Below are 17,596 nucleotides of genomic sequence, written 5' to 3'. Positions count from 1 at the left end.
GCTTACGCGTGTATCGCCTATTCAAGAATCGGATTCAACAGTGACCGCACTCAAAATTACCCTGCTCGTCCTCATCGTGCTGACCAGCCTTTTGCTGACCCTCACGGTCCTTATGCACAAGGGCAAGGGTGGCGGTATCTCCGATATGTTCGGTGGTGGCATTTCGTCTACCGCCGGTTCATCCGGTGTTGCAGAGCGTAACCTGAACCGAATCACCCTCGGCATTTTGATCGTGTGGGTCGTGTGCATCGTTGCCTACGGTCTGATGCAAAAGTGGGTTTTCTGACCCGTTAGTCTTTCGAAAGTTTGGGCTCCAACCGCGCGTGATCTGTCCCCCGGAAGTTGGACTGATTTATTCAGTTTTTCTTCCGGGGGATTTGTATGCATTCGGGTTCTCAGTTGACTGATGACCGGTTGGCGGCGTGGGTGGGTTTGTTTGAGCAGGGGTTTGGTTATAGAGGTTCGGCTAGGCAGGTCGGTGTGGGTCATGGTTGATCCATGGCTAATGTGGCATGCCCTGTTTGTGGGGGTTCAACGGTACGTAACGGGAAAACGCCTGCTGGTCTTCAGCGCTGATACCCGGTGAAGCTGGATCAAGGTCGATTTCGAGCATCTGTTCATACGAAAACGGTGCGTTGTTCGGCAGACGGCATCAACGTCGAGCCCACACACCTTGTGTACACGGGCGTCGGCAAGACCCAACTCCGTATCGCGAATACCGGGATGCCCACCGCGCGAGTGTTCTTTGTCGGTGGCGAACTCTTCAAAGAGAGCGTCGTTATGTGGTGGAACTTCATTGGTTGCGACTACTGAGAAATTGAGCAATTCCGTTGCGAGTGGGAAGCTGGGGGAGAGCGCTTCGGCCAAGTCGAAGACTACATCGGTCACACCCCGCATTCGTGGCAGTTTTTGTATGATTTTTTGCTTTTATATATCTCTCTTTCCATCATGCCTGTTTCCGATTTTCGTACCCTCGGAGAGCAATCGTTAAAAAGTGTCAGTAATCGTTAAAAGGTTCAGATTGCTCATCAACTTGCCAAAAATTCAACAACGAACGCCTGAACGACAGCTACGATTGGTATCAATAAAAATGGCACGAACAAAAAATGCTCCGCAAGAGCCAAGTGCTTCATCCAATTCTTAAATTTATAGTCCTTGTGGCCCTCTGTGCCGGGAATAACAATTTTTTCCTTATATTTACCTTGAAATAACAGGCAATCTAGCAGCAAAAAATCTCCTGCATTTAAGATGCTCCAGTGAATATAGCTCATCCAAAATAAATTCCAAAAACCAAAAGTTTTTGAATGCAAAAGGCTTACAACTGAATAAACAAAACACATCCCGGTGAGAGCGATGCTTAATATGAGATTTATTTTTTTCTCTTGCTTTGTCATGGGTAAAGGAGCTGCCTTTTGAATGGCTTTAGGATAAGAGTCAAAAAACCATCTTGGATTTATAAGCACCAAACTTGCGACTGCACCGTTAAAAATAGCAGCGATAGCTACCCCATCCAGTATTGCTCGAAGGGTATCCATAAACCCATATTCTCCTTAATCCATACATCCTTTTACAAAAGCCATATAGGCCTCTGTGTTTTGTGTCATTTCTTCGCAGTGTCCATAGCCTTGCCAGATTTTTAATTTTGCCTTGGGATAATGTTTCTTGATGCTTCTTCTTGCGTGTCCGACATTCGGATCCTTATCCCCATAAGAAAAGATGGTATCTTGTTGCGTATCCTCCGATAAATGTGGCAAGCGGATATGTCCGCAATCATAAACAATATTTTTGATACTCTGCTTGTCCATCGTAACAAGCGTATCAACCAGCATGTTCGCATAGATCCCATAGCGTTTGGCGACCTTATCGATCAGCGGTTTTGGATCTTGCCGCGCCTTCTTTTGTTTGCTCAGAAACACATGCTCCAGCATTTTTGATAGAAGTCCGGCTTGTTCAAAAAGCTGGTCCCTTCAAAGAACAGAGGTCTGCGTTCCGTTTCGCGGTTGGAAGGTATCCGCATGCAAATCAATGCTGGCAATGATGCGATGATTTTGGATTAGCCATTCTCGGATATATCCAAGTCCGGGAGAGCCGAGGATAGAATCCGGCAACACGATACCCATGCGACCGCCCGACTTTAAGAACTGTGTGCAGCGCTCGATGAATAATATCTCCGGAGGAACAGATGATTGCAGGCGTTCGGCCATCGTCCAAATGTTATTTTTCTTATCCTGCTGCCAGATATGAGCCAGCTCAAACTGCTCCAGAATGGCTTTATCCTTAATGGGGATCTTGCTGCCAAAAGGTGGATTCGTCACAATCACGTCAAAGTATCCGAAACGTGTGTCATCGCCGTAACCAAAAACCCACCTGTGCCGCACACGAGCTATCGTGTTTTGCAGGAGAGGAGGACAAGTGAAGCTGTACCGCTACGCCAGCAAGCACCCCTCTTTTTCGCGAATCGTTTTGGCTCTGTTGATCGGAATCACCGGAGCGATTGCCTCCCTCGTATCCCAACCTCCTTCAGGCGCAAGTCAGATTCTCGGGCAGATTCTGGTTGGAGGAGCCCTCGTCGCACTCGTGGTCGGTTACCCAGTAGCGCTGACTGTCAGCCAAATAATCCGTGCGGCCAAAGCGGGGAGTGGTAAGGACCTGCCGGTTCTCGATGCAGGCCTGGACGTTTGGACCCTGTGTGTCTTAGCGGTTTATGAGTTCGGATACCTAGGGTTCTTCAAAGAGGTTGTGCCTACTGCGGACTGGCACGTTCAGCTGGCAAACTATCAAACTCATGCGCCGATTTACACGCGGGCATGGCCACACGTGCTGTTCATCTCGTTACTGTTCGTATTCGGGTTCCTCATTTTGCGCTTCAACGAGGCCAAGCAGTTGCCGCCCCTCGTAGTTGTGATTGCGATTGCGGGGCTCTACTTGGGCGTCGCGTTCGGCCTGGCGTGGACTATTCAGATCACCACCTTTGAAAAGCGCCTAGACGCGCTGTTAGTTCTACCTTTGCTGGCTGTTCTTGCGATTGTGGTGAAAATAGTTGCGATCCAAGTTCGAGCCTACGAAGCTGATGAAGACAGACGAGGCCGCATTGATGGCTCCTCGATATTGAGCACACTGGATGCAATGGTGGCTGATGCGAAACGCTGGCCCCTTCTGGGGTTTGTAGCGGCGCTCCCGCTGCTTGCCGTGCTGGTCGGGATTCTAGCTTTGTTTGGCCAATCGCCGAGCTTAGTGGTGAGGGCGTTTACAGAGACCAGTGATTGGAACCTGTCACAGCAGGTTGCCCCGCAAAACGTGTATTTTGACGAACACTACCTGTGCACCGTGGCGGCTGGCGGACACCGAACGGTGGTAAAGCCGATTCGCATGGGATTGCGTCATGGACGGCCGGTAGTTGTCAATCGCCAGTTGCTTGTGGCAAATGCGTTTGAGCAGATGCTGGAAGAGCGTGTGCCCAGAACCCATCGGGTTATTCGACGCTTATATGACACGTATGGCTTCCCGATTGCCAAGCTGATCAGATCGCAGTGGGCGGCTGATGCTGTGTGGTTTTTGATGAAACCAGCGGAGTGGTTCTTCCTGGCCGTCCTCTATCTGAATGATCGTCATCCGGAAGATCGCATAGCCCTCCAGTACACGGCCTAACGGAGCCGTACACTTTTAACGCCCGTGTTTCGTGGATTTCGTGGACCGAGCACGGATTGAGCCAGGTTTCGGTTACTGGTTTTCTATGATCTTCCTGTTGGTTCAGCAATGCTGATCGGTTGTGAAGGGTCTGCTGAAGGTTTGATTGAGTCCGGGGGTTTATGTCGCCAGGGCGACGGCGCTTCTCGTTATGGTCTCGAACTCGACCGGTGTCAGCTTGCTGAGCCTGCGGGTAGCGGCGCTTCCTCGTCACGATCACCGACTGGATACCTGCGAGATGGCAGAGCCACCACACGCGCCGTTCGCTGATCTTGTAGCCGAGGTCGTGCAGATCATCGGCCAGAACTCGGTAGCCGCCTTCGGGGTCGTCTTCGTGGAGCTGGCGCAGCGCCCCGATGAGGTCTTCCTCCTCGACCTCGCGCGCGGATCTCGGGGCTTTCAGCCATTGATAGTAGGCCTGTTCACTGAAGCCAAGTACCCGGCACGTCACCGCGATCGGCACCCGAACCCGGGCTCCGGTCGCGGCCAGCTCTCGGACGAGCGGGTAGATCATTTTGGGGGCGTGATACGCGCCTTCGACAGATAGGCAGCCGCGCGACGTAGCACTTCGTTTTCCATCTCGAGCTCACGGATCCGTTTCAACGCGGCCGACATCTCGCGTCGCTCATCAGAATCGGTCGAGGGCGTCATCCCATACGACTGGAACCTGGAATCACGTACTCAGGATTGCAGAGCAGACTTCGAGACCCCCCAGATCCCTTACACCCTGGTTTTGCGCGATACCCGATTCAACAAGCGCGACCGCATCACGCTTGAACTCGTCACTATAACGGGACATGGTGTTCATCCTTCCAGCACAGCCCCTCAGCTATGCAGTCTTGGACTCAACCAAACCTTCAGCAGACCCAGGATTATTCCGATGTAAAACCATATTTCTTCCAGGCGGGACATAAGTCCAAATTCGCTTCAAAAATTCGGGTATGCTGAACTTAATTTTCGGATACCCGAAATTTTAGGAGAGGTGAATATGGATAACATTGCCAAGATCCTCAGCGATGCCGGGCTGGAAAATCCTGCAGTAACTGAGTACGTAGCGCATTGGGCCGGAATTACCGAACCCGATGCCATTGAAGTCATTTCCGCAAAGGATGACGATCGGCTCATCGCCGAAGGCCTAGACACCGGTGAGATCGCGCCTGCGGGCGAGGGACTCTACTACTCCCGCTCCTACTACAAGGACACGGCGCGCAGCGAGGAACGCACCGTCGTAGCCACTCACAATCCGCAAGAAGCCGGAATCTACAACAACTGGCACGACGCCACGGAAGTAACTGCCCGGCAGCTGGAAAGTATGAAGGGCGCCTCCCGGGGTAAAACCATGTACGTGGTGCCCTATCTGATGGCACCGCCGAAAGCGCCGCTGGAAAAGTGGGCTCGCGGGGTGGAACTTACCGACAACCTCACCGTGGTTCTTCACATGATCCGCATGGCCCGGGTTGGTGTAGAACACCTGAACAATTTGGAAGATCCGGGACAATTTGTGCGTGCAGTGCACGTGACCGGCGACCTGGAGAACTTGGGGCAGGGCACCGATAAGGATAAGCGTCTGTTTGCCACGGTAGCCGACGAGCGCACAATTTTGCACTTCGGTTCCTCCTACGGTGGCAACGCGCTACTTGGGAAGATCGCCCACGGTCTGCGCCAAGCTTCTTACGACGGCTGGGCTTCCGGGGAATTCCTTTCCGAACAGTTCATGCTGATCGGGATTAAGGATAAGCTCAAGAATCGCACTTACTACGTGTGCGGTGGCTTCCCCTCAGCTTCCGGTAAAACCAACCTCGCTATGATGCTAGCCCCGGACGCCTTGGGTGACCGCTACGAAGTTTACTTCTACGGCGATGACATCGTGTGGCTGCACGTTGGCGAAGACGGCAAGATTTACGGCATGAACCCCGAATACGGCGCGTTCGGCGTGGCAAAGGACACCAACTGGAAGTCTAATCCCACCGCCATGGACGCCATCAAAGAAGGCTCTAAGACGCTCTTCACCAACGTCGCTTACAACCCCGAAACCCAAGAGCTGTGGTGGGAAGGTAAGACCCCGGATTACCCCGAAGATGTTACCGGATGGCTGGATTGGAAGGGTGAAAAGATTTCCGACCGCCCGGCCGATCGGCAGCGCTCCGAGGCCAAGGGCGACGAGTGGGCACACCCCAATTCCCGCTTCACCACGTCTTTGGCTAACGTGCCCAACGTGGCCCCCGACTACGAAGAACCGCAAGGGGTGCCAATCGACGCCATCATCTTTGGTGGGCGAGTAAAGGACCGGGAGCCGCTTATCCGGGCAATCACCGACCTAACCGAGGGTGTTTACGACGGCTTGACCCTGGGCGCCCAGGCTACTTTCGCGGCCGAGGGCAAGGAGGGCGTGCTGCGTTACGATCCGATGTCGATGCGCCCCTTCATGTCCTACCCCGAAGGGGACTATGCGGCCCACTGGTTGAAGATAATTGGTTCCGCGAAGGAACAGCCCATTTTTGCGCACGTGAACTGGTTCCAACGCGATCCGGAAGACGGTCACTTCCTCTGGCCTGGCTACCGCGACAACCTGCGGGCACTGCTTTGGCTGCTAGATGTTAAGGAAGGACGCGCTGAGGGCGTGCAAACGCCAGTAGGTATTTTGCCGAAGAAGGAAGAGCTGAATCTTGATGGTTTCGAAGGTGACGACGCCGATCTGGATAAGATTCTTTCCATCGACGCCGAACTGTGGAAGAAGGAGATGAGCTACCGCCGCGAACACCTTGCACAGTTCAAGAATCTTCCCGAGCAGATCTGGGCCGCGCACGAGCGCATAGAGCAGGCGTTTAACGCCTAAACGGCCACCTGGTTTTGCACTAGCGACGGGTGAATTTCCTCCAGGCGGGTTAATTCCAACGGGCACCTACAAGTCCTGTTGGGATTAACCCGCCACTTTTGTACTAACGGGTCTGCTGAAGGTTTGATTGAGTCCGGGGGTTTATGTCGCCAGGGCGACGGCGCTTCTCGTTATGGTCTCGAACTCGACCGGTGTCAGCTTGGTGAGCCTGCGTTGCCGGCGCTTGCGGTGATACTTCCCTTCGATCCATGACACGATCGCGAGACGCAGCTCTTTTCGAGTAGCCCACGACCATCGATCGAGCACGTTCTTTTGCAATAGCGAGAAGAACGACTCCATCGCGGCGTTATCCCCTCAGGCCCCGATTCTGCCCATCGGTCCTTTCAGTTTGTGTCGTTTCAGCGCTCTCTGGAATTTCCGGCTCCTGAATTGGCTTCCTCGATCGCTATGTACGATGACGCCCGCGGGTAGATCATTTTGGGGGCGTGATACGCGCCTTCGACAGATAGGCAGCCGCGCGACGTAGCACTTCGTTTTCCATCTCGAGCTCACGGATCCGTTTCAACGCGGCCGACATCTCGCGTCGCTCATCAGAATCGGTCGAGGGCGTCATCCCATACGACTGGAACCTGGAATCACGTACTCAGGATTGCAGAGCAGACTTCGAGACCCCCCAGATCCCTTACACCCTGGTTTTGCGCGATACCCGATTCAACAAGCGCGACCGCATCACGCTTGAACTCATCACTATAACGGGACATGGTGTTCATCCTTCCAGCACAGCCCCTCAGCTATGCAGTCTTGGACTCAACCAAACCTTCAGCAGACCCGAACTTCAGTAGGCAAAGGGGGCAGATACGGGTCGCATGACTGTAAAAGAGCTAATGTTTGAAGCCGTCACCCAGTTTTCTGGGAGACGGCTTCAAAGGGTGAAATGTCTATTCGCTCGACAGTCCGGTAGGAATCCTTACTGGCGCGCATTGCGGATACGTGAGCCGATTGCTCCCACAGCAAGGCCTACGAGTGCGATCGCAAGGTAGCCCCAAATGTTATCGCTACTGGTTTGAATGTTCTCTGGCGGTGCAGGAGTGTTTTCTGCAGTTAGAACGCTTTGGGTGTCGCGGCCAGAGATAATGTTGTCGATCCATTCGGCGGTGCCTGCAACTGTGGTGATTGCAGCACTAGGGGAGGGAAGGTCCGGATCCCCATTGGCAGTTCCAGCGGCGGTAGCAAGTCCCGCAAGCTTTCCGTCGACAAAGAACGGGCCACCGGAGTCACCACCCTGCATGCCAGCTCCAGAAACTGACTGCACATCCAAGATAGAGGTTTCGATCCTAGGCTGTATGGAGTTGTCGGCTGGGCCTTCCGACATCCCCTCAGGATTAGACTCGGTTTGGCCAGTTTCTGTCATTCCAGGTTTTGACTGTGGAGCCTGTGGCGGGGCAGTCTCTGTAGACGCATCAGCGCCGGTAGGTGCCTTGGAATCGGAAGGAGTTTCGGGAGCACTCGGCGTGTCAGAACCGGAAGGCGCGCCACCTAGTAGCTCTTTGACAACCATTGTGGCCATTGGTAGCTGTCCAGATCGTGCCATTGACGAGCTGCTACTCCAACCGTAAAGAGTTCCCGTCTGCCCTGGGGTTGGAATATCGTGGGAGATTTTTGCGGGGGTTGCGTTAGTCACTTTCTCAGTCAGGTGAAGTAACCCCGCGTCAGATGTGGGCGAAAGAGCCCAGGAATCAGCGTTGTAGACCTTTCCAGCGATGCGTGCCTGGGTGCCTTCATTGTTGACTGACTCTAGACAGTGGCGGGCTGTGAGTACCCACTGGTCGGCAACGAGTGTGCCCGTGCAGTCACCAAAGCTACCGATTTTGCCCATTTTGAGCGCGGCAACGGAACTGCTTTCCGCATTTTCTGGCGCCGGCTCGCCATATTCGAGTGCGAGAGCCGGAGTGGCAGTCATGAGCAGGGTGGCGCTGACAATGGCAGCGACCGAAAAAAGTGATTTTTTCACGGTTAATTCCCTTTCTTAGAAGGAACAATGGCCTTGATCGTGGTGGCAACGAGTTTCTCAGCAGGACCCTGTCCTACAAACTTCTTCCACAGGCTGGCTGCGATGAGGAAAAATACGATGAAACCGATTGCTGACACAGTGGAATGTAACGCGACGTTTTGCTGCCAGTAGAAAGCGGTAAGAATGTGCAGAATGTAAATGGTTAGCGACATTGTTCCCATGGCCGCGAAAGGATAGGCCACGATTCGAGAGTGGTCTCCTACAATCAGGCACAGGTGAATCACTACGGCTGCAACCGCAACGGCGAGGATAACTTCGCCTAGGACGCCGGTGTGACCGGTAAAGCTGAGCCAGCTGGGAATGTTTGGGTCAAATCGGAAGTAGATGCCGATACCAGCGATGACAACGCTGATAGCGGTTACGATCCAGCTCAGTCGAGTGTGAGGGGTGCTGTTCGCATCGGGGGTGCGCTGTAGCCGGCCGCGCAGGTACACATCGAAAAGAAGCATGCCACCGATGAAGTATGCAATCCATGCCAATAGCGGATAAATCTGTGGCAGTTCGATGGGGGCGTACACGATTGTTGCGGCGATTGTGGCGGCAATAAAAAGACCGAGCCTCCACCACGTTCCCAATGCGGGCATCCAGGAAACTAGGATCATTACCAGGCCCATTACGATGAGGACCACTTGGATTTGTCCACCCACGGGCAGTAGTGCCAGGCCGATGAGGATAATTAAAGCGCCTCGGGCTATCAGCCGCAAGAAAGTGGTGCTGGTGTAGTTTCGTCCAATAATCATCATCGTCACGCCGGCGATGACGGCAAATAATGATGCGGGTAGGCCAGAGAGTATTACTTTGGTACTCCAAAGTAGCGAGGCCATGTGGATAACTATCATTCCGATGATCGCGAGTGAGCGCGCTACATCAAGCCCCACGATTCGTGAAGGTTTAGACACTCAGTTCTCTCCTTTACTCATACTTTAGAGAACTGTTCTTTGGTTAAACATGCTCCCTAAAACCGACGTGTCAAAAATGACTATCTATAAATAACTGCCAAATCTGGCAAAATATTTAGAGAATTCTGAGTGTCTTCTGGATTTTATTTTGACAGTTTGCGATAGCAAATCGAACGCGGGATTCCAGGACACCAGTAGGCAGTTGCCATCCACAACTCAGTTTTGATCTTATGAAAATGTGTAGAAGATGCTTCTATTCAAGGCTGACCTTGGCATGGAAGAAAGCGTGATGCCGTGATGGATTTGCTTACGATTTCGCCTCAGGTTCTGCATACGAACCGTTGCTTTCATTCATGCGGTTAGACACCCGGGGGATGAGGGAGTTAAAAGCTCCCGTCTAATGCGAATATTTAAAGTAGCTGGGGCGTACCAAAAGGCACGCCCCAGCGCTATGTGATTGTTGAAGCTTGCCGGACGCGACTAAGCCGGAACAGCACAGCTATCTATATAAACGGACGTAGCCACAGAGGATGTTCCCCTGTGGCTACGTCCGTTGTATTTCAGCGGGTTACACCTTAACTAAAAGGTGGCTTCACCGTGCAGCTGTGATCGATTCCTTAGCAGCCGCAACAACGTGGTCAGCATCGATTCCGTATTCCTTGAACAGGAAGTCACCGGGTGCCGAGGCACCGAAGTGTTCGATGGAGACTGCGCGACCTGCATCGCCAAGGTAGCGGTACCAGGGCAGAGCGATACCTGCTTCGACGCTAACGCGAGCCTTGACGGCCGACGGTAGAACCTCTTCGCGGTATTCCGCATCCTGCTGCTCGAACCAGTCGAGGCAGGGCACGGACACGACGCGAGCCTTCACGCCTTCACCCGCGAGTGCTTCGCGTGCTTCAAGTGCCACGGAGACCTCGGAACCGGAAGCCATGATGATGACGTCCGGGGTGCCCTCGGTGTCAGCGAGCACGTATGCGCCATGGACGAGGCCGTCAGCGGTGGCAAGCTCGGTGCCTTCACCGCGTGCCGGGTTCGGCAGGTTCTGACGGGAGAGAACCAGGGCAGCCGGGTGACGTTGCTCGAGGACTGCTCGCCATGCAGCTGCGGTTTCGGTTGCGTCGCCGGGGCGAATCACTGCGAGGTTCGGGATTGCACGGTAGGAAGCGAGGTGCTCGATTGGCTGGTGGGTCGGGCCGTCTTCGCCAACGCCGATGGAGTCATGCGTCCACACGTAGGTGACGGGCAGATCCATGAGGGCTGCGAGGCGGACAGCACCACGCATGAAGTCGGAGAACACGAAGAACGTACCACCGTAGGGGCGGGTGAGGCCGTCGGCTGCGATGCCGTTCATGATGGCGCCCATGGCGAATTCGCGGACACCGAAGTGCATGTTGCGACCGAATTCGTTGCCCTGGAATGCGTCGGAGGATGCGCCTTCAGGCAGGAAGGAGGGCTGGCCCTTCATGTAGGTGTTGTTCGAACCTGCAAGGTCAGCAGAACCACCCCAGAGTTCCGGAATAGCTTCGGCGATCGCGTTGAGGACTGTGCCCGATGCTGCACGGGTTGCGATTGCCTTGCCAGCTTCGAAGGTCGGCAGTGCTTCTTCCCAGCCTTCGGGGAGCTTGCCGGACTGCAGACGCTCAAGAAGCTCTGCGCGCTGGGGGTTCGCTGCCTTCCATGCCTCGAAACGTGCGTCCCAATCCTTGCGGTATTCGGCGCAACGCTTGGCAACATTCGCACGTGCAGCTTCGACTGCCTCAACGTCGACGTCGAACATCTTCTCCGGGTCAGCTCCGAGGGCTTCCTTGAGACCGGAGAGTGCTTCACCACCGAGCTTGGAGCCATGGATGCCACCAGTGTTGGTCTTGCCGGGGGTCGGCCAGCCGATCAGGGTGCGAACTGCGATGATGGACGGCTTGTCGGTGACAGCCTTGGCAACGTCGAGTGCCTCGGAGAGGGCTGCGACGTCTTCGGTGTAGGAGCCATCTTCCTGCAGCCAGTTGACGCGCTGGACGTGCCAGCCGTAGGCCTCGTAGCGTGCTAGGACGTCTTCGGAGAAGGCGATCTTGGTGTCGTCTTCAATGGAGATGTGGTTGTCGTCCCAGATGAGGGTCAGGTTGCCGAGCTTCTGGGTGCCTGCAAGCGAGGAGGCTTCAGCGGAGACGCCTTCTTCGAAGCAACCGTCGCCAGCGAGCGCGTAGACGTTGGTGTCGAAGACGGATTCGCCGAGGGCAGCTTCCGGATCCAGCAGGCCGTGCATACGTCGCGATGCCATTGCGAAGCCGACGGCGGAAGCAATGCCGGTGCCGAGCGGGCCGGTGGTGATTTCGACGCCCTTGGTGTGGCCGTACTCCGGGTGCCCCGGGGTCAGGGAGCCTGCGGTGCGCAGGGTCTTGAGGTCATTGAGCTCGAGGCCGATGCCTGCTAGGTAGAGCTGGACGTACTGGGTGAGTGAGGAGTGACCTGCCGACAGGACGAAGCGGTCTCGGCCGAGCCAGCGATCATCCTTCGGGTCAATGTGCATGTGGCGCTGGTAGAGCAGGTACGCGGCCGGTGCGATGGAAATCGCAGTGCCTGGGTGTCCGGATCCTGCCTGTTCAACGGCATCTGCCGCAAGAATTTTTGCCGTGGTCACTGCACGGTCATCAATTGTGTCCCACTTGAGTGTCACTTCGGCCTCCAGCCGGGTTAGGCCCCATCATTGGGGCATTCTTTTTACGATTGTTAGTTTAGCGAAAGAAAAATCGAAAAGTTGAGGGGAAAGTCTGCTCACTTGTGCACGTGTCGCTGGCAATTGTTCTCCCTCAGATACGCGCCTACTTGAGCAGATGGACTCAACGCCTCGATAGTGTCTCATTCGAGCCTCGCCCTCGTCTTCGATTCACGAGGCTGCCCACCGGTGTGGGAACACGCGGGCGTTCGTAGGGCGGGTATTTGCGGGTCTAGGGTCGGAGTGCCACTAGGCTGAGTGCGTGAGCGAAATCGGTGAGTACATTGACGAGTGGCTTGGCTATTTGCGGGTTGAACGAGGTTCGTCGATCAACACGGTTTCCAACTACAAACGCGATATTGAGCGCTATCGCTTAGACCTTGAAAGTCACGGGATTAGCGACCTGAAAACGATCACGTCTGCTGATATCGAACGTCACCTCGCCGACCTGAGCGCAGGCACGCTGAGTGGCAAGCCAGCGGCGGCCTCGTCAATTGCGCGGGCAAGTGCTGCGATTCGTAGCTTCCACACATTTGTTTCGGCGACCAGCCCCAACATTCATAATCCGGCCGCTCGCATTACTTCGCCGAAACAGGGGAGTCACCTTCCTCACGCACTGTCAGTTGAGCAGGTGAGCGCGTTGCTTGACGCTGCCCGAGTCGGAGATGACGTGATCAGCCTGCGCGACAGTGCGCTGTTGGAATTGCTCTATGCGACAGGAGCGCGCGTTTCAGAGGGTGTCGGTCTTGCACTTGATGATCTTGACCTTGACGAAGAGCTTCCCGTTATCCGCCTCTTTGGTAAAGGGCGTAAGGAACGCATTGTGCCCCTCGGCTCGTACGCGAAAGCGGCAATCGAGGCGTACATTGTGCGCTCCCGTCCTGTGCTTGCCCAGCGCGGGCAGGGGAGTCCCGCTCTGTTTTTGAATTCACGAGGCCGGGCGCTTTCACGTCAAAGCGCATGGGAAATAATCCAGCGCGCCGCAGGCAGGGCTGGGATTGATGAAGACGTTTCACCCCATACTTTGCGCCATTCATTCGCAACGCATTTGTTGGAAGGTGGAGCATCGATTCGTGACGTCCAAGAACTGCTTGGTCACGCATCAGTGCAAACAACCCAGATCTATACACGAGTCACACCAACAACATTGAAAGAGGTCTACCAGCTGGCACATCCGCGAGCGAAGGCCACCCACGCGAACTAGCGAACATGAACTAACATTGAGGTGTGACGAAAGACGTGCAGCCAACATTGAACGGTGACATCGCAGATGACACCGAAGGTTTTCCGATTCCAGCACCCCTGAACGGACATGGTCCGGCCAGGGTGATTGCCGTATGCAATCAAAAAGGTGGTGTCGGCAAAACCACCACCACAATTAACTTGGCTGCAGCTCTTGCCGAATACGGTCGAAAAGTACTGATCGTCGACCTTGATCCCCAAGGTGCCGCATCCGTTGGTCTTGGAATCAATACCTTGGACATGGATTGCACGATCTACAACCTGTTGCTTGACCCCAAAGCAGATGTCCGCTCCACTATCTGCCACACCTTGCTTGACGGCCTCGACATTATCCCCGCCAACATCGACCTGTCAGCGGCAGAAGTCCAACTGGTCAACGAAGTGGCCCGCGAATCCGCGCTGGCGCGCGTCATCCGTCATATTGAAGACGACTATGACGTGATTTTCATTGACTGCCAGCCGTCGCTGGGTCTGCTTGCAGTAAATGCCCTGACTGCCGCGCACGGCGTGATTATTCCCGTCGAAACCGAGTTCTTCGCTCTTAGAGGCGTTGCCCTTCTTGTGGACACCATTGAAACTGTCCGCGACCGCATTAATCCGCGTTTGAAGATCGATGGAATCATCCCGACGATGGTCAATCTGCGCACCTTGCACTCGCGTGAGGTTCTTGCTCGCCTCGACGAGAGATTCGGTGATCTTATCTACACCACGCATATTGCTCGTACCGTGAAGTTCCCTGACGCATCGGTCGCAACCGAGCCGATTATTACCTACGCGCCCAATCATCCCGGTGCTCGTGCATACCGTCGTCTTGCACGTGAGGTCGTAGCCCGTGGTGACGCCGCCTGAGCCCAGCGCAGTCGAACAGGGGGCGATAGATGATTTCCGTGTCACCCTGGACGTTTTCGAGGGGCCATTTGACCTTCTCCTTCAGCTGATCACGCGCAAACGTCTTGACATTACTCAAATATCGCTGGCCGAGGTCACCGACGAGTTCATCGCTCATATGCGGATCTTTCCAGATCTGTCTCGTACTACCGAATTCTTGGTCGTCGCGGCGACACTTCTCGATATCAAAGCAGCGTCACTTTTACCACGAACTGAAGCTGACCCAGATATCGCATCTGAAGACCTAGAGGCACGCGACCTCTTGTTCTCACGCCTGTTGCAATACCGTGCTTTCAAAATGGTGGCAGCTGACATTGAATCAGTATTGGATGACAACGCCGGCTACATTCCTCGCCAGGTTCCGCTTGAACCCCAGTTCGCAGCCCTCCTCCCAGAATTAAAGTGGGAGGTTCGTCCGAACGACCTGCTCAACGCCGCGGTCCGCGCATTTACAACCGTCGAGCCTGAAGTGGTCACCACGCACCTTCATGACCCGGTCGTTCCGGTGCGCGAGCAAGCACGTGTTGTTGCAAGCAAATTGAAACACTACTCTCGCCTTACGTTTGCCGATCTGGTGGCGGACGCCGAGTCGCGCGCCGTCGTCATTTCCAGGTTCCTTGCCGTTCTCGAGCTGTTTAGGAGGCGTGCGCTCGAGGTCGCTCAAGACGAACCGCTTGCAGAACTCATCCTGACCTGGACGGGCGCTGACGATACAGACATTGACATTGACGAAGCAGAATATGGGGCTCACCTCGACAGGGAACAGGAGACGAGCAATGACTGATACCGCTGAAATGTCAGGCTACGAAGAACTCTTCGCTCCGCTCGAAGCTATCCTGATGGTAGCTCCAGAACCCGTGGATGTTGGCGACCTAGCTGAAGCTCTCCACGTTAATCCCCAAACAGTGCATGACGCCCTTTGCGCCTTATCGGCCTCGTACCGCGGAGAAAACGGGCAGAGAACGGCAGGTTTTGAACTACGCCAAACTGGGGGAGCATGGCGAATCTACTCCGCGAGGCGCTGGGCCAGCCTCGTTGGGCGCTTCATTGTGGGCAGTGCGCAGTCGCGTCTGTCACAGGCAGCACTGGAAACTTTAGCCGTCGTTGCCTATCGCCAGCCAATCTCAAGGTCGCGTATCTCGCACATTAGAGGCGTGAACGTTGACGCCGTAGTGCGTACGCTTGTAGCTAGAGGTCTGATCGAAGAAGTCGGTGAGACAGATTCGGGCGCGCACCTGTACGGAACGACGCGCGAATTCTTAGAAAAGATGGGTTTTAAATCCCTGGATGACCTGGTGCCCTTGGCACCGTATTTGCCGGACAGTGATGAGCTGGACGAACTGGAGGAACAGCTGTGAGGAACGATCCCTACATTGAGGGCGGTATTCGCCTGCAGAAGGCACTGTCTCAGGCGGGAATCGCTTCGCGGCGCGCTGGCGAAGAGATGATCGCGGACGGACGTGTTCAGGTCGATGGTCAGGTTGTGCGTTCCCAGGGCATGCGCGTTGATCCAACGAAGCAGGTCATTCACGTTGACGGTGAGCGCGTGTTCTTCTCAGACACGAAGCCGATCGTCCTGGCAATCAACAAGCCCGTCGGCGTTGTCTCCACGATGTCTGACCCCGAAGGTCGACCGACTCTCTTAGACCTGATCGCAGACTACCCGGAGCGCCTGTACCACGTCGGTCGACTCGATATCGACACATCCGGCCTTCTGCTACTGACGAACGATGGGGAACTCGCGAACCGTCTGACCCACCCCTCGTACGAAGTCCCGAAGACCTACGTTGCCCGTCTGCACGGTGAAGTGAAGCCTTACATTCGTCGCACGTTGCTTGACGGAATCGAGCTGGAAGACGGTCCGATTGCCGTTGACTCTTTCCGCGTTGTCGACACCTACGGTGACATCACGACCGTTGAGATCGTTGTTCACGAAGGTCGAAACCGCCTGGTTCGTCGCATGATGGACGAGGTTGGCTTCCCGGTTCGTGAACTCGTGCGCACCGCATTCGGCCCGATCCACCTGGATCGCCTGCAACCGGGCACCACACGTCGCGTGAAGGGCAACGCTCTGGTCGCTCTGTACTCTTCCGTGGGTCTCTGATGCCCACTCGGCCTATCGCCACAACCGGCCCGATCCTGATTATTGGATCGGGCTTGCTGGGCGCTTCGCTCGGATTGAATCTCCGCGCGGCAGGTGTCGACGTATATCTCGAGGATTCTTCACCAACTTCATTGCGCCTCGCGCAAGATATCGGTGCTGGCTTCCCATTTTCCGAGGCCAGCGATGTCACACCCGCCTTGGTTGTTGTGGCTACGCCACCGGATGTTGCAGACGTCTGCGTAGTCGGGGCCTTGCAACGATTCCCGTCCGCGTTCGTTACGGATGTTGCTTCAGTAAAGAAGGCCGTTGCACAGGGGGTGCTTGAAGCTGGCACCGCAAAGGGCGATCCAACACTCGCTTCACGCTACGTTGGTTCGCACCCTATGGCAGGTCGTGAGCGATCAGGCGCCGGCGCCGCCGATGCTGACCTGTTCTACGGTCGCCCCTGGGTTGTCGTCGCACACGAAACCTCGGATCCAACAGCAGTCCTCGCCGTGCGCACTCTGGCAACTGACGTCGGATCTGTTCCCTACGAAATGGATGCGTCGACTCACGATGAGTCGGTGGCGCTTGTCTCGCATGTACCACAGTTGGTGTCGTCCCTGATCGCCGCACGTCTTGAAGAGGCACGTTCTGAATCAATGAACCTGGCGGGGCAGGGACTACGTGACACAACCCGTATCGCTGCCTCGGACCCTCGCCTGTGGACCGCGATTCTAGCCGGTAATGCCGGACCTGTTGCCTCGATTCTTACAGCTTTGCGCTGTGACCTCGATGATCTGATCGTTCACCTGGATGCTGCGAACCAGCGCGGCCCCCTTCGCGGTGGCATCGTCGGAGCCGTTAACCGCGTTATGGAAGCAGGCAACAGGGGAGTGTCGCGTATTCCTGGCAAACACGGTGGAGCCCCCAGTCGCTACGGCGAACTCGAGGTGCTGATTCCCGACACGCCCGGTGCTCTCGGCCGACTTTTCAGCGAGCTTGGCGAGATTGACATCAACATTGAAGACCTTGTGCTCGAACACTCTGCTGGTCAGCAGGTGGGCTTAGCTCGAATCATGATTGATCCGGCGCGCGTTGGTGAAGCTGAGGCTGACTTGGAACGTCGCGGATGGCGACTCATCAACTACTCAAACTGAAACATGGGTATGGAGGA

Annotated in this window: 16 protein-coding genes and 2 pseudogenes; 10 read left to right on the top strand and 8 right to left on the bottom strand. The window is 55.3% G+C overall.

Annotated features, from left to right (window positions below; translation table 11 throughout):
* Positions 1-40: 40 nt before the first annotated feature.
* Both secG and G5S47_RS08750 read left to right on the top strand, forming a co-directional pair.
* Entirely contained in the window at positions 41-286 is a 246-nt protein-coding gene (gene secG / locus G5S47_RS03905; RefSeq protein WP_006681051.1) for a preprotein translocase subunit SecG, read from the top strand.
* 212 nt (positions 287-498) lie between these two features.
* On the top strand, positions 499-576 hold the full coding sequence (locus tag G5S47_RS08750; RefSeq protein ID WP_424133818.1) for an IS1/IS1595 family N-terminal zinc-binding domain-containing protein: 78 nt from the start codon (positions 499-501) through the stop codon (positions 574-576).
* 452 nt (positions 577-1,028) lie between these two features.
* Here G5S47_RS08750 and G5S47_RS03895 read toward each other — a convergent pair whose 3' ends face one another.
* From G5S47_RS03895 to G5S47_RS03885, 3 genes are read right to left on the bottom strand one after another with little or no spacing between them, the layout of a single operon-like run.
* Entirely contained in the window at positions 1,029-1,535 is a 507-nt protein-coding gene (locus tag G5S47_RS03895) for a hypothetical protein (RefSeq protein WP_006681049.1), read from the bottom strand.
* 15 nt (positions 1,536-1,550) lie between these two features.
* Positions 1,551-1,916 (bottom strand): hypothetical protein, encoded by a 366-nt coding sequence (locus tag G5S47_RS03890; protein ID WP_131367638.1) that lies wholly within the window; start codon positions 1,914-1,916, stop codon positions 1,551-1,553.
* Between the two features lie 51 nt (positions 1,917-1,967).
* On the bottom strand, positions 1,968-2,378 hold the full coding sequence (locus G5S47_RS03885) for an Eco57I restriction-modification methylase domain-containing protein (protein ID WP_040318541.1): 411 nt from the start codon (positions 2,376-2,378) through the stop codon (positions 1,968-1,970).
* A 34-nt stretch (positions 2,379-2,412) separates the two neighbouring features.
* Between G5S47_RS03885 and G5S47_RS03880 the strand changes: the two genes are divergently transcribed.
* Positions 2,413-3,648, top strand: coding sequence for a DUF6688 domain-containing protein (locus tag G5S47_RS03880; RefSeq protein ID WP_006681046.1), 1,236 nt, complete (start codon positions 2,413-2,415; stop codon positions 3,646-3,648).
* A 214-nt stretch (positions 3,649-3,862) separates the two neighbouring features.
* Here G5S47_RS03880 and G5S47_RS08500 read toward each other — a convergent pair.
* Positions 3,863-4,486 (bottom strand): annotated as a pseudogene (locus G5S47_RS08500) (transposase); the annotation flags it as partial.
* A gap of 189 nt (positions 4,487-4,675) precedes the next feature.
* On the opposite strand from G5S47_RS08500, the gene G5S47_RS03870 reads away from it, so the two are divergent.
* Positions 4,676-6,523, top strand: coding sequence for a phosphoenolpyruvate carboxykinase (GTP) (locus tag G5S47_RS03870; RefSeq protein ID WP_219585833.1), 1,848 nt, complete (start codon positions 4,676-4,678; stop codon positions 6,521-6,523).
* A 141-nt stretch (positions 6,524-6,664) separates the two neighbouring features.
* On the opposite strand, the pseudogene G5S47_RS08495 reads toward G5S47_RS03870, so the two are convergent.
* The 4 genes and pseudogenes from G5S47_RS08495 to tkt form a co-directional block, all read right to left on the bottom strand.
* Positions 6,665-7,078 (bottom strand): annotated as a pseudogene (locus G5S47_RS08495) (IS3 family transposase); the annotation flags it as partial.
* Positions 7,079-7,490: 412 nt separating this feature from the next.
* Positions 7,491-8,534: a trypsin-like serine protease gene (locus tag G5S47_RS03860; protein WP_006681042.1), complete on the bottom strand. Its 1,044-nt coding sequence runs from the start codon at positions 8,532-8,534 to the stop codon at positions 7,491-7,493.
* Between the two features lie 2 nt (positions 8,535-8,536).
* Positions 8,537-9,493 (bottom strand): DUF418 domain-containing protein, encoded by a 957-nt coding sequence (locus G5S47_RS03855; protein ID WP_179369645.1) that lies wholly within the window; start codon positions 9,491-9,493, stop codon positions 8,537-8,539.
* A 592-nt stretch (positions 9,494-10,085) separates the two neighbouring features.
* Positions 10,086-12,167 carry a transketolase gene (gene tkt / locus G5S47_RS03850; protein ID WP_219585832.1) on the bottom strand — a complete coding sequence of 694 codons (2,082 nt, stop codon included), beginning with the start codon at positions 12,165-12,167 and terminating at the stop codon, positions 10,086-10,088.
* A 301-nt stretch (positions 12,168-12,468) separates the two neighbouring features.
* Here tkt and G5S47_RS03845 point away from each other — a divergent pair, with 301 nt between their 5' ends.
* From G5S47_RS03845 to G5S47_RS03820, 6 genes are read left to right on the top strand one after another with little or no spacing between them, the layout of a single operon-like run.
* Entirely contained in the window at positions 12,469-13,410 is a 942-nt protein-coding gene (locus G5S47_RS03845; protein ID WP_219585831.1) for a site-specific tyrosine recombinase XerD, read from the top strand.
* A 23-nt stretch (positions 13,411-13,433) separates the two neighbouring features.
* Positions 13,434-14,297 (top strand): ParA family protein, encoded by an 864-nt coding sequence (locus G5S47_RS03840; RefSeq protein ID WP_040318539.1) that lies wholly within the window; start codon positions 13,434-13,436, stop codon positions 14,295-14,297.
* Entirely contained in the window at positions 14,281-15,120 is an 840-nt protein-coding gene (locus G5S47_RS03835) for a segregation and condensation protein A (RefSeq protein ID WP_006681037.1), read from the top strand. Before G5S47_RS03840 ends, G5S47_RS03835 begins: the two co-directional genes overlap by 17 nt.
* On the top strand, positions 15,113-15,694 hold the full coding sequence (gene scpB / locus G5S47_RS03830) for an SMC-Scp complex subunit ScpB (protein ID WP_006681036.1): 582 nt from the start codon (positions 15,113-15,115) through the stop codon (positions 15,692-15,694). The genes G5S47_RS03835 and scpB overlap by 8 nt, the downstream gene beginning before the upstream one ends.
* Positions 15,691-16,440, top strand: a complete 750-nt coding sequence (locus G5S47_RS03825) for a pseudouridine synthase (protein WP_006681035.1) — start codon at positions 15,691-15,693, stop codon at positions 16,438-16,440. Before scpB ends, G5S47_RS03825 begins: the two co-directional genes overlap by 4 nt.
* The gene (locus G5S47_RS03820; RefSeq protein WP_006681034.1) at positions 16,440-17,579 is read left to right on the top strand and encodes a prephenate dehydrogenase; all 1,140 of its coding nucleotides are present in this window, start codon (positions 16,440-16,442) and stop codon (positions 17,577-17,579) included. Before G5S47_RS03825 ends, G5S47_RS03820 begins: the two co-directional genes overlap by 1 nt.
* Positions 17,580-17,596: the final 17 nt, after the last annotated feature.

The sequence above is a fragment of the Schaalia turicensis genome (assembly GCF_019380255.1).
In the GTDB taxonomy this organism is placed as follows: Bacteria; Actinomycetota; Actinomycetes; order Actinomycetales; family Actinomycetaceae; genus Pauljensenia; species Pauljensenia turicensis_A.
This window is presented reverse-complemented; position numbering and strand designations above follow the sequence as displayed.